Annotated in this window: 8 protein-coding genes; 6 read left to right on the top strand and 2 right to left on the bottom strand. The window is 72.1% G+C overall.

Features of this window, described 5'->3' with window-relative positions; genetic code table 11:
• The first annotated feature begins 214 nt into the window (after window positions 1–214).
• Both ACSMXW_RS07070 and ACSMXW_RS07065 read left to right on the top strand, forming a co-directional pair.
• Window positions 215–1,783 (top strand): sodium:solute symporter, encoded by a 1,569-nt coding sequence (locus ACSMXW_RS07070; protein WP_485804615.1) that lies wholly within the window; start codon window positions 215–217, stop codon window positions 1,781–1,783.
• 70 nt (window positions 1,784–1,853) lie between these two features.
• Window positions 1,854–3,026 (top strand): anhydro-N-acetylmuramic acid kinase, encoded by a 1,173-nt coding sequence (locus ACSMXW_RS07065; RefSeq protein WP_485804614.1) that lies wholly within the window; start codon window positions 1,854–1,856, stop codon window positions 3,024–3,026.
• A gap of 726 nt (window positions 3,027–3,752) precedes the next feature.
• Here the strand turns inward: ACSMXW_RS07065 and ACSMXW_RS07060 are convergent.
• A complete protein-coding gene (locus tag ACSMXW_RS07060) occupies window positions 3,753–4,724 on the bottom strand; it encodes a phosphatase PAP2 family protein (protein WP_485804613.1) in 972 nt (323 codons plus the stop codon).
• A gap of 126 nt (window positions 4,725–4,850) precedes the next feature.
• Window positions 4,851–5,936, bottom strand: a complete 1,086-nt coding sequence (locus tag ACSMXW_RS07055) for a LacI family DNA-binding transcriptional regulator (protein ID WP_485804612.1) — start codon at window positions 5,934–5,936, stop codon at window positions 4,851–4,853.
• Between the two features lie 590 nt (window positions 5,937–6,526).
• Between ACSMXW_RS07055 and ACSMXW_RS07050 the strand changes: the two genes are divergently transcribed.
• The 4 genes from ACSMXW_RS07050 (at window position 6,527) to ACSMXW_RS07035 (ending at window position 12,043) form a co-directional block, all read left to right on the top strand.
• Entirely contained in the window at window positions 6,527–7,795 is a 1,269-nt protein-coding gene (locus ACSMXW_RS07050; protein WP_485804611.1) for an extracellular solute-binding protein, read from the top strand.
• A 200-nt stretch (window positions 7,796–7,995) separates the two neighbouring features.
• Entirely contained in the window at window positions 7,996–9,006 is a 1,011-nt protein-coding gene (locus tag ACSMXW_RS07045; RefSeq protein WP_485804610.1) for a carbohydrate ABC transporter permease, read from the top strand.
• Between the two features lie 16 nt (window positions 9,007–9,022).
• Entirely contained in the window at window positions 9,023–9,991 is a 969-nt protein-coding gene (locus tag ACSMXW_RS07040) for a sugar ABC transporter permease (RefSeq protein WP_485804609.1), read from the top strand.
• A gap of 96 nt (window positions 9,992–10,087) precedes the next feature.
• Window positions 10,088–12,043, top strand: coding sequence for a glycoside hydrolase family 13 protein (locus tag ACSMXW_RS07035; RefSeq protein ID WP_485804608.1), 1,956 nt, complete (start codon window positions 10,088–10,090; stop codon window positions 12,041–12,043).
• The last annotated feature ends 414 nt before the right edge of the window (window positions 12,044–12,457 follow it).

Raw genomic sequence — 12,457 nt, 5'->3', positions numbered from 1 at the left:
ACGGGCCGATGGTGCGTCAAAAATTTACGTCCCTCATCACATGAGGTTACTTATTGACATGCGGAGCCTGTCCTTCTGATACTCGCTGCACCGCGATCCGCGCCGACCCCACGGTTCGTGACCGCCCGAAGCGCCGGTGCTCGTCGGACAAGAGGGCGTGCCGTGACAGCCCGTCCCCAACCGGTGACCCAGCCGGCCGTTGTAAGGAGTGACCGTGCGCCAACTCGACCTCGTGGTGGTCGTCGTCTACCTGGTCGCGATCGCCGTGATCGGACTGCGCCTCGCCGGCCGGCAGAGAACGGCGAAGAGCTACTTCATCGGTGAGGGGGGCATGCCCTGGTGGACCGTCGCGTTCTCCGTGGTGGCCACCGAGACCAGCGTCCTCACCGTCATCAGCGTGCCCGGCGGCGCCTACAGCGGCCAGGCCTTCGGCAACGTCGAGCTGGCGCTCGGCTACGTCATCGGCCGCGTCGTCGTCGCCGGCGTCCTCATCCCGCTCTACAAGCGCGGCGGGTTCGTCAGCGCCTACCAGTACCTGGGGGACAGGTTCGGGCTGAAGCTCCAGGGCCTCGCGTCGGTGACCTTCGTCTTCACCCGTCTGCTCGCCGAGGGCGTCCGGCTGTTCGCCTCGGCGATCCCGATCAAGCTGCTGCTGGACGAGTTCGGCGTCCACGCCAGCTACAAGCTGATCATCATCGTGCTGACCGTGATCACCGTCGTCTACACCTACATGGGCGGCATCAAGGCGGTCATCTGGACCGATTCCATCCAGATGGGCCTCTACCTCGGCGGTGCGATCCTCGCCATCGCCGTGCTGTCCAGCCACGTCGGCGGCCAGGGCTTCGCCGACGCGCTGCACGCCGGCCAGTTCAAGCTCTTCGACACCGACTTCACCCCCGCGCACATCCTGACCAGCTCCTTCGCCCTGCCGACCGCCATCATCGGCGGCGCGATCTTCGCCATGGCGAGCCACGGCTCCGACCAGCTCATGGTCCAGCGCATCCTGGCCACCCGGACCCTGCGCGACGGCCAGAAGGCCATGATCGCCTCCGGGATCTTCGTGACCATCCAGTTCGCCGCGTTCTCCCTGGTCGGCGCGCTGCTGTGGTCCTACAACAAGGGCAGGAGCTTCAAGGACCTGGGGCTCGCCAGCTCCGACAACCTCTACCCGCAGTTCATCCTGCACGGCCTGCCCGTGGTGATCTCCGGGCTGCTGGTGGCGGGCATCCTGGGCGCGGCGATGGGCTCGCTCTCCGCGGCGCTGAACTCCATGTCGAACTCGACGGTCGCCGACATCATCCACAGCTTCTTCCGGCGGTCGCCCTCCGACGAGGCGCTGCTCAAGCTCGCCCGGGTGATGACGCTGGTCTGGGCGGCGCTGATGGCGGTCTTCGCCTGTGCCTTCAGCGCCAGCACCGGCAACGTCTATCTGACGGGCCTCGCCATCGCCGGCTACACCTACGGCGCGCTGCTGGGCGCGTTCCTGCTCGGCCGGGTCGTGAAACGCGCCAACGAGGTGGACTCCATCGTGGCGTTCCTGGTCACCGTCGCCGTCATGACCTACCTCGTGCGCTGGGTGAAGATCGACGTCACCGTGGCCGGGGCCACCGTGCCGACGGCCATCGCCGCCCAGTGGCTGGTGCCGATCGGGGTGGTGATCACCCTGGTGGTCGGCGGCGTGATGAGCCTGTTCCACCGGGCACCGGTGGCCGCGGCCGGGCAGCGGGACGGCGAGCCCGGCCAGGGCCCCGACCGCGTCGCGGCTCCGGCGGGCCAGGAGTGAGGCGCCGGCCCGTGCGGCAGCCCCACCCGCCGTCCTTCACCGCCCTGCGGGGCCGTCCGGAGGAGTCCCCGTGCGCGTGATCGGCCTGATGTCGGGGACCTCCTACGACGCCATCGAGGCGGCCGCCGCGGACCTCACCCTGGACGGCGACGCCCTGCTCATGCGTCCGCTCGGCCACCTCTCCGTGCGCTACCCGGACGAGCTGCGCGCCCTGATCGGCGCGACCCTGCCGCCGGCGGCGACCAGCACGCAGGACATCTGCGTGCTGGACACCGGCATCGGCCAGGCCTTCGCCGAGGCCGCGGTGCGCGCCCAGCGCGAGCTGTGCGGGGGCGCCGCCGACCTGGTGGTCTCGCACGGGCAGACCATGCACCACTGGGTCGAGGACGGCGTCGTGCGCGGCACCCTCCAGCTCGGGCAGCCCGCCTGGATCGCCGAGGCCACCGGGCTGCCGGTCGTCTCGGACCTGCGGTCCCGGGACGTCGCCGCCGGCGGCCAGGGGGCCCCGCTGGTCGCCATGACCGACGCCCTGCTCCTGGGCGCCCTCCCCGGCACGCCCGCCGCGCTGAACCTGGGCGGGATCGCCAACGTCACCGTCGTCGCACCCGGTGCCGCGCCGCTGGCCTTCGACACCGGTCCCGCCAACGCGCTGCTGGATGCCGCGGTGCGGTATTTCACCGACGGCGGCGAGGAGTACGACGAGGGCGGGCGGCGGGCCGCGGCGGGCCGGGTCAGCCCCGAGCTGCTCCGGCTGCTGCTGGCGGACCCCTACTACGGCAGGCCGGCCCCGAAGAGCACCGGCAAGGAGCACTTCCACCTGCCGTATCTCCAGGAGGCGCTGGCCGCGGTGCCCGGGCCCGAGCCCCGGCCCGATGACGTGCTGGCCACCCTGACCAGGCTGACGGCGGTCACCGTGGCGGACGCGTGCCGGGAGCACGGGGTCACCCAGCTCGTGGTCTCCGGTGGAGGGGCACACAATCCCGTGCTGATGGGGATGCTCGCGGATCAGCTGCCCGGGGTCGGGATCCTTCCCAGCGGTGAGCTGGGGATCCCCTCGGACGCCAAGGAGGCTCTGGCCTTCGCGCTGCTCGGGTTCCTCACGGTGCACGGGCTGCCCGGCACGTTTCCCTCCGGTACGGGGGCCCGGAGGGCGACGGTCCTGGGCAGCGTCACGCCCGGCCTGCGGCCCCTCCGCCTCCCCGAACCCGCGGTCCGGGCTCCCCGGCTCTTGCGCATCCTCTGAGGGGTTCCCGTCAGGTGCGCGGGGAACCGCGCGCTCGGCCACGACGCGCCTGCGGCGGGCCACCGCGCCGAGCCCCTTGCGGTGGTCTGCCTGGCCACCGGCCGGTGGGGGTTGGGCGCGCAGTTCCCCGCGCCCCTTGTGTATCGGCGCTTCGCGCCTGAGAGGGGCGCGGGGAACTGCGCGAGCAACCGAGATGCGCCTGCGGCGGGCCACCGCGCCGAGCCCCTTGCGGTGGTCTGCCTGGCCACCGGCCGGTGGGGGTTGGGCGCGCAGTTCCCCGCGCCCCTTGTGTATCGGCGCTTCGCGCCTGAGAGGGGCGCGGGGAACTGCGCGAGCAACCGAGATGCGCCTGCGGCGGGCCACCGCGCCGAGCCCCTTGCGGTGGTCTGCCTGGCCACCGGCCGGTGGGGGTTGGGCGCGCAGTTCCCCGCGCCCCTTGTGTATCGGCGCTTCGCGCCTGAGAGGGGCGCGGGGAACTGCGCGAGCAACCGAGATGCGCCTGCGGCGGGCCACCGCGCCGAGCCCCTTGCGGTGGTCTGCCTGGCCACCGGCCGGTGGGGGTTGGGCGCGCAGTTCCCCGCGCCCCTTGTGTATCGGCGCTTCGCGCCTGAGAGGGGCGCGGGGAACTGCGCGAGCAACCGAGATGCGCCTGCGGCGGGCCACCGCGCCGAGCCCCTTGCGGTCGTCTGCCTGGCCACCGGCCGGTGGGAGGGGGTCTGCGCGCCCCTAACGGGGCGCTTCTCTGGCGCGCCGCGCCGTTCGGCGTGTGAGTTCGATCGTCTCCAGGTTGGTGCAGCCCGTGGGGCGAACCCGTGGCGCTCCCGCGTTCACCGGGACGGACGGGGCGCCGGCGCGCAGGCCGGAGAGGGGGACGCGGCGGGGGAGGGCGTAGGGCCAGGTGCCGTACCACCAGCGCGCGACCAGGTACCCGCATGCCAGGCAGATGATGCCGCCCACCGCGTCCAGCCAGAAGTGGTTGGCGGTGGCAACGATCACCACGACCGTGATGCAGGGATAGATCAGCGCCAGCGCCCGTATCCACGGCGTCCTGCACAGCGCGAACACCGTCAGGCCGCACCACAGCGCCCACCCCACGTGCATGGACGGCATCGCCGCGTACTGGTTCGAGACGTCCTTGAGGCTCTCCTGGCCCAGCGACCCCCACGTCCGGTGGGTCACCACCGTGTCGATGAACATGCTGCGGCTTATCAACCGTGGCGGCGCGAGCGGATACACGTAGTAGCCGATCAGGGCCGAGGCCGTGGTCACCAGCAGGACCAGGCGGGACGCCGAGTAGCGGCCCGGATGCCGTCGGTACAGCCAGGCGAGCACCCCGATGGTGACCACGAAGTGCAACGTGGCGTAGTAGTAGTTCATCCCGACGATCAGCCAGTTGACGGAGTCGACGCCCTTGTTGACGGCGCTCTCCACGGCGATCCCGAGACGCCGCTCCAGTTCCCACAGCCAGTCGGCGTTCCGCATCGCCTGGCCGCGCTGCTCCGGCACCGCGCTGCGGATCATCGAGTAGATCTGGTAACTCGCCACGATCAGCAGCACCTCGAACCAGAGGCGCGGCCTGTGGGGCGTGCGCAACCGCACCAGCAGGGCGCGGGGGGTGGTCTCGGAGAGGCTCCGGACGCTGCCGCCGAGGGCCTCCCGGGCACCGCGCACGCCCCGCCGGCGCGGGCGGTCCAGCATGGGTGAAATGAAGTCTTTGTGTGGATCTTCCACAGCAGTCACAGTCGGGTCACCCATAGGCGAGGATTGTGCCAGAAACCGGTTCTTCTACCGATCATCCCTCGCGTCGGGTCAGGATTGCATCATCTAGGCTTTGCGGTTTTTTCGGTCACGTGACCCGGAAAGCCCAACAGACCCGGAACCGCTCGAACTGGTCGGCGAGACGGAGGCCGTGGACCCCCGTACCACCAGCTCGGGCATGAACACGAACTCGCTGTGCGGGGCGGGTGTCCCGCCGATCTCCTCCAGCAGCGTGCGCACCGCGGCCTGACCCATCGCGGGCACCGGCTTACGCACCGTGGTCAGCGGCGGGTCGGTGAAGGCGATCAGCGGGGAGTCGTCGAAACCCACCACCGAGACGTCCCCGGGTACGTCGAGGCCGCGCTGCCGCGCCGCCCGGATCGCCCCCAGCGCCATCATGTCGCTGGCGCACACGATCCCCGTGCAGTCCCGGTCCATCAGCGCGGACGCCGCCGCCTGGCCACCCTCCAGGGTGTAGAGGGAGTGCTGCACGAGCCGCTCGTGGATGTCGTCCGCGGTCAGACCCAGCTGGTCCTGCACGGCCCGCACGAACCCCTCGATCTTCCGCTGCACCGGCACGAACCGCTTGGGCCCGAGGGCGAGGCCGATCCGGGTGTGCCCGAGCGAGACCAGGTGCGTCACCGCGAGATGCGCGGCCGCCCGGTCGTCCGGCGAGATGAAGGGCGCCTGCACCTTCGGCGAGAAGCCGTCCACCAGCACGAACGGCACCCCCTGGGCGCGCAGCTGGTCGTACCGCTGGGTGTCGGCGGTGGTGTCCGCGTGCAGCCCGGAGACGAAGATGATCCCGGCGACGCCGCGGTCCACCAGCATCTCCGTCAGCTCGTCCTCGGTGGAGCCGCCCGGGGTCTGGGTGGCCAGCACGGGCGTGTAGCCCTGGCGGGTCAGCGCCTGGCCGATGACCTGGGCGAGCGCCGGGAAGATCGGATTCTCCAGCTCCGGGGTGATCAGGCCGACCAGGCCCGCGCTGCGCCGGCGCAGTCGCACCGGGCGCTCGTAGCCGAGCACGTCCAGCGCGGCCAGCACCGACTGGCGGGTGGCCGCGGCGACGCCCGGCTTGCCGTTCAGCACCCGGCTGACCGTCGCCTCACTGACCCCCGCCTGGGCTGCGATGTCGGCGAGCCGTGCGGTCACAGGGGTGGACTGTACCGGGCGGGTGCCGCGTCGCCCACCAACCGGTCCGCGGGTGCCGGTCGTTGTGGTCGGTTTCATGTGGTGGGCCTCGGTCGTCTGTGTGGTTGCCATGCCTTGAGCGCCGTATCGAAGCGCGGGTCCTGCCGGCCGGTCGTGGGTGCGGGGCCCGGGTGCGGGTCCTTCAGCGCCGGCCCCGGGGCGCCGGTCTTGCAAGAGCCAAGGGGCTCGATGATCCCTGTGTGGCCCCGTTGTGGCAAGACCTTGCAGAGATTTGCAGAGGCCGATCGTGGACTGATCACCGGCTCTGTAGACGGCTTCCCTCGGGCATGAGCCCCCCGTGCGAGCTCGCAACCGGGTTACGGAGCGGTAACCGACAAGCATCCTTGCATTTTTTTGCTGCAAGGTCTTTCGCAACGCATACGGCGCTGTTACGTTCACGTCGCCCGGCGCCGGCAGCGCGTGCCCCGGCCGTGCCCGACCGGGCACCCCGGGCGGGCACCCCGGGGCAGGACGGGCGGCACGGCAGCCGGCGGCAGGGGAGCGAACGGGCGGTCCCCGGGCCCACGGGCTTTCACCCTCAAGGAGATCTCATGCGGCGTGGCATAGCGACCACCGCACTGGTGGCGTCCCTCGCGCTCGCGGCGACGGCCTGCGGCGGCGACGGCGACAGCGGCAGTTCGGGACCGACCACCATCACCTGGTGGGACACCTCCAACGCCACCAACGAGGCGCCCACGTACCGGGCCCTGGTCAAGAAGTTCGAGAAGGCCAACCCCGACATCAAGGTCACCTACGTCAACGTCCCGTTCGACCAGGCGCAGAACAAGTTCGACACCGCGGCGGGCAGCAAGGGCGCCCCCGACGTGCTGCGCACCGAGGTCGGCTGGACGCCCGCCTTCGCCAAGCAGGGCTACCTGCTGCCGCTGGACGGCACCGAGGCCCTCGCCGAGCAGGGCGACTTCGAGCCCAACCTCATCAAGCAGGCCCGGTACCAGGGCAGGACGTACGGCGTGCCGCTGGTCACCGACACCCTGGCGCTGGTCTACAACAAGGACCTCTTCGAGAAGGCCGGCATCGCCCGGCCGCCCGCCGACTGGACCGAGCTCAAGGCCGACGCCGCCGAGGTCGCGGAGAAGACCGGCGCCGACGGCTACTGGGGCTCCACCGCCGGCTACTACGCCCAGCCCTTCCTGTACGGCGAGGGCACGGACACCGTCGACGCCGGCGCCAGGAAGATCACCGTACGGGGCGCGTCCGCGGTCCGGGCCTTCAAGACCTGGCAGGGCCTCTTCGACGGCAAGGGCCTGCACAAGGCGGACACCACCGCCGACGCGTACGCCCACCAGCAGGACGCGTTCGGCAGCGGCAAGGTCGCCGCGATCATCCAGGGGCCCTGGGAGATCACCAACTTCTACAAGGGCTCCGCCTTCGAGGACAAGGGCAACCTCGGCATCGCGCCCGTCCCCACCGGCTCCACCGGTGAACCAGGCGCCCCGACCGGCGGCCACAACCTCTCCGTCTACGCCGGCTCCGACGCGGCCCACCAGAAGGCGGCGCTGGCGTTCGTGAAGTTCATGACGTCGAAGGCGGCACAGGAGGAGATCGCGCTCAAGAACTCCACCCTGCCGACCCGCCAGGACGCCTACACCGCGCGGGTCACCGCCGACCCGGGCCTCGCCGGCTTCCAGAAGGTACTGGGCACCGCACGCCCGCGTCCCGCCCTGCCCGAGTACAGCTCCCTGTGGACCCCGCTCGACAGCGAGCTGCCGAAGATCGCCGGCGGCAGGGAGTCCCTGGACAAGGGGCTCGGCAACGCCGAGCTCGCCATGGCCAAGCTGCTGCCCGGCTTCGGCAAGTGACCGCCCGGCACACGACCCGTCGCCGCACATGACCGCCAGCAACTGACCCCCTCAGCAGGACCTCCAGCACGTGACCCCCAGCCGGACGCCGAGCCGGACGCCGAGCCGCCGGGTCCGCCCGCACGGGGGGGCGGGCGGGTCCGGCACCCCCGCGCCGCTCCCGGGCCGGGGCGGGGCCGACTCCCGGAAGGTGCAACGCCATGACAGTCGCCGCCCAGAGCGCGGCAGCGGAAGGCGGCCGCGGCGCGGGCCGCCCGCCGCGCCCCGGCCTTCTCGCGCGCCTGAAGCACTCGTACCGCGCCCACTGGTACGCGTACGCGATGGTCGCCCCGGTCGTCGTCGTGCTCGGCGCCCTGGTGGGCTATCCGCTGGTGCGCGGTCTCTACCTGACCCTCACCGACGCCAACAGCCTCAACTCGGCCCGCACGATCGGCGTCAACCACATCGACGCCACCTACCGGTTCGTCGGACTGCACAACTACGCCGACATCCTGTGGGGCCCGACCGCCTGGGACCGGTTCTGGTCCCACTTCATCTGGACCGTCGTCTGGACGGTGGTCTGCGTGACCCTGCACTACGTGATCGGCCTCGGGCTCGCGCTGCTGCTCGACCAGAAGCTGCGCGGCCGCACCGTCTACCGGATGCTGCTGATCCTGCCGTGGGCCGTGCCGACGTTCGTCACCGTCTTCTCCTGGCGGATCATGCTGGCCGACTCCGGGCTGGTCAACTCGGTGCTCGGCGCGCTGCACCTGCCGCAGCCGCAGTGGCTGGAGAGCACCCTCTTCCAGCGTGCCGCCGCGGTGCTCGTGAACACCTGGTGCGGCGTGCCGTTCATGATGGTCTCGCTGCTCGGCGGCCTCCAGGCGATCGATCCGGCGCTCTACGAGGCCGCGGAGATGGACGGCGCGGGCCCCTGGCAGCGCTTCCGGCACGTCACGCTGCCCGGGCTGAGCTCGGTCGGCTCCACCGTGGTGCTGCTCGGCGTCATCTGGACCTTCAACCAGTTCGCCATCATCTACCTGCTGTTCGGCATGAACGGCGGCCCGGACGCCCAGATCCTCGTCACCTGGGCCTACCGGCTCGGCTTCGGCCAGCAGCCCCGCGACTACGCGCAGTCCGCCGCCTACGGCGTGCTGCTGCTGTCGATCCTGATCGTCTTCACGTCCGTCTACCGCCGCTGGCTGGCCCGCCATGAGCAGCTCGCCGTCTGACGCAGGAGCCCGACCCATGAGTACGCCCCGTACGCCACCGGCCCCCGCCCAGGCCCCCGCCCAGGCCCCCGCCCAGGCCCCCGGGGCCGGCCCCGCGACGCCTTCCGCACCGGCGCACCGCACGGGCGCCGCCGGGCGGGCGCACCCCCGGCGGCGCGGCAGGCGCAGCCGGCCCGCGTCCGTGCTCTCGCACGGGGTGCTCGCCGTGTGCAGCGTGATCGCGGTCTTCCCGGTCGGCTGGCTCGTCTACCTGTCGCTCGGCCCGGACAAGAACGACTACCTGCACCCCGGCGGCATCCCGGGCAAGGCGACGCTCTCCAACTACGCGTTCGTGCTGGCGCACACGAACTTCTTCCGCTGGCTGGAGAGCACCCTCATCGTCTCGCTCGGCACCACGGTGGTCGGCGTGCTGTCCGCCGCCACCACCGGCTACGCGGTCTCCCGGATGCGCTTCCCCGGGCACCGGAAGCTGATGTGGGCGCTGCTGGTCACCCAGATGTTCCCGGTCGCCGTCCTCATCGTGCCGATGTACGTGATCCTCGCGGACCTGGGGCTCATCGACACCTACGGCGCCCTGATCCTCGTCTACTGCTCCACCGCCGTGCCCTACAGCGCCTGGCTGCTCAAGGGCTACTTCGACACCATTCCAGCCGAGATCGACGAGGCGGGGCGCGTGGACGGGCTGACGCCCTTCGGCACGTTCTGGCGGCTGATCCTGCCGCTCGCCCGGCCCGGGCTCGCCGTCGCCGCCTTCTACACCTGCATCACCGCCTGGGGCGAGGTGGCCTTCGCGTCCACGTTCATGCTGGACGACCAGAAGTACACCTTCGCCGTCGGCCTGCAGAGCTTCATCAGCGAGCACGACGCCCAGTGGAACTACATGGCGGCCACCGCCGTACTGATCGCCGTCCCGGTCTCCGTCCTCTTCTACCTGGTGCAGAAGAACCTGGTGACCGGCCTCACCGCGGGCGGCACCAAGGGCTGACCAGCGCCGATGCCGAACCGCGCCCGTGCGCCGCCGTCCTGCACGCACCCATCCGATCACCGACGCAAGCCCACCGGACGCCCGATCGAGGAAGCCATGAGTCAGCACACCGCCGACCAGCCGCACACCGCCGGCCAGCCGCACACCGCCGGCCAGCCGCCCGTCCCCGACCAGCCGCCCACCGCAGCCCCGTCGCCCCTCGCCGCCCCGTCGGCCATCCCCGCCCAGGCGCGCACCGCGGCCCCCGCGCCCACCGGCACCATCGCCGCATCCGCCGGGACCACGCGTGCCGCCATCGCGCCCACCGCCGGCGCCACGCACCGCGACTGGTGGCGTGACGCGGTGATCTACCAGGTCTACCCCCGCAGCTTCGCCGACGGCAACGCCGACGGCATGGGCGACCTCCCAGGGGTCCGCTCCCGGCTGACGTACCTGCGTGACCTGGGCGTCGACGCGGTGTGGCTCAGCCCGTTCTACGCCTCGCCACAGGCCGACGCCGGCTACGACGTCGCCGACTACCGGGCCGTCGACCCCATGTTCGGCACCCTGCACGACGCCGAGGCGGTGATCCGCGACGCCCACGCCCTGGGTCTGCGCGTCATCGTCGACATCGTGCCCAACCACTCCTCCGACCGGCACGAGTGGTTCAGGCGGGCCGTCGCCGAGGGACCGGGCTCGCCGCTCAGGCGGCGCTACCACTTCCGTCCCGGCAAGGGCGCGCACGGCGAACTGCCGCCGAACGACTGGGAGTCCATCTTCGGCGGCCCCGCCTGGACCCGGGTCACCGAGCCGGACGGCACCCCCGGCGAGTGGTACCTGCACCTGTTCGCGCCCGAGCAGCCCGACTTCAACTGGGACCACCCGGCCGTGGGCGACGAGTTCCGCTCCATCCTGCGGTTCTGGCTGGACATGGGCGTGGACGGTTTCCGCATCGACGTGGCCCACGGTCTGGTGAAGGCCGCGGGGCTGCCCGACCTCGGCGTCCACGACCAGCTGAAGCTGCTCGGCAACGACACGATGCCGTTCTTCGACCAGGACGGCGTGCACGAGATCTACCGCGCCTGGCGGCGCATCCTGGACGAGTACGAAGAGAAGCCCGGAGGGCCTTCCTCAAAAGGGCGGTGGTCGGCTGGGGCCACCTCCCGCCCCGTCCAGGCAGTGGGGGAGGGCGGGCGGATCTTCGTGGCCGAGGCGTGGACGCCGACGGTCGAGCGCACCGCCCGTTACGTACGTCCCGACGAGCTCCACCAGGCCTTCAACTTCCAGTACCTGAGCGCCTACTGGGACGCGAAGGAGCTGCGTGAGATCATCGACCGCTCGCTCGACGCCATGCGCCCGGTCGGCGCCCCCGCCACCTGGGTGCTCTCCAATCACGACGTCACCCGGCACGCCACCCGCTACGGCAATCCGCCGGGCCTCGGCACCCAGTTGCGCACGCCGGGCGACCCGGTGCTCGGGCTGCGCAGGGCGCGCGCCGCCACCCTGCTGATGCTGGCGCTGCCCGGCTCCGCCTATGTCTACCAGGGCGAGGAGCTGGGCCTGCCGGACGTCGTGGACCTGCCCGACGAGGCCAGGCAGGACCCGTCGTTCTTCCGCGCGGCCGGCCAGGACGGCTTCCGCGACGGCTGCCGGGTGCCCGTCCCGTGGACCACGGGCGGGCCCTCGTACGGCTTCGGCGACGGCGGCTCCTGGCTGCCCCAGCCCGCCGGCTGGGGGGCCTTCAGCGTCCAGGCCCAGACCGGGGTGCCCGGCTCCACCCTGGAGCTGTACCGCGCGGCGCTCGCGGCCCGCCGGGCCCACCCGGCGCTCGGCGCGGGCGACGCGGTCGAGTGGCTGCCGGGGCCCGGGGGCACGCTGGTGTTCCGCAGGACACCGGCCGGGCAGGACGGCGGCGAACGCTTCGTCTGCACCGCGAACACCACCGGCGCGCCGGTCCGCGTCCCCGCCCACGGGCGGCTCCTGCTCTCCAGCTCGGCCGACGCGATCGCCGTGGCCGGGGACGGCACGGCACTGCTGCCGGGCGACACGACGGCCTGGTGGACCACCGGCTGACCGGCCGGCACCCCAGCGGCGGCGGCCCGCGAACCCCGGGTCCGCGGGCCGCCGCCGTATGCGCGGCCCCGGCCCGCGCCCCGCAGCCGCGTCGGCGCGCCGCCGGCATCCGGGTGCCCGGTCCGCGGACCCCGGCCCACGGACCCGGCCCGGGACCGCGGTCCGGCCCCGCACATCCGCCCCCGCGCACCCCTGACCGGCCCGGCCGGCCGGGCGCGTGCGGTCCCGCCGCGGGGCGGCCGGGACCGCCGGCCGGCCGGACCCAAGTCGCGGAGAAGTCAGCACTGCTGAAAGTGACTGCGAAAGGCCTTGCAGCCCGATGGTCTCCTCCAACTGCCGCTGTGCCAAGGGTTGACCGGCTCGTAAGACGCTCGTACGGTCTCCGGTGCGGCGGCCGGTTGACGGCTTGCTGCA

Source organism: Streptomyces sp. DSM 116793 (genome assembly GCF_057320905.1).
This window is presented reverse-complemented; position numbering and strand designations above follow the sequence as displayed.

Coding starts and splice junctions, on each gene's coding strand:
- ACSMXW_RS07045 (WP_485804610.1), top strand. CDS start 7,996: ATGACAGTCGCCGCCCAGAGCGCGGCAGCGGAAGGCGGCCGCGGCGCG.
- ACSMXW_RS07060 (WP_485804613.1), bottom strand. CDS start 4,724: ATGCTGGACCGCCCGCGCCGGCGGGGCGTGCGCGGTGCCCGGGAGGCC.
- ACSMXW_RS07040 (WP_485804609.1), top strand. CDS start 9,023: ATGAGTACGCCCCGTACGCCACCGGCCCCCGCCCAGGCCCCCGCCCAG.
- ACSMXW_RS07050 (WP_485804611.1), top strand. CDS start 6,527: ATGCGGCGTGGCATAGCGACCACCGCACTGGTGGCGTCCCTCGCGCTC.
- ACSMXW_RS07035 (WP_485804608.1), top strand. CDS start 10,088: ATGAGTCAGCACACCGCCGACCAGCCGCACACCGCCGGCCAGCCGCAC.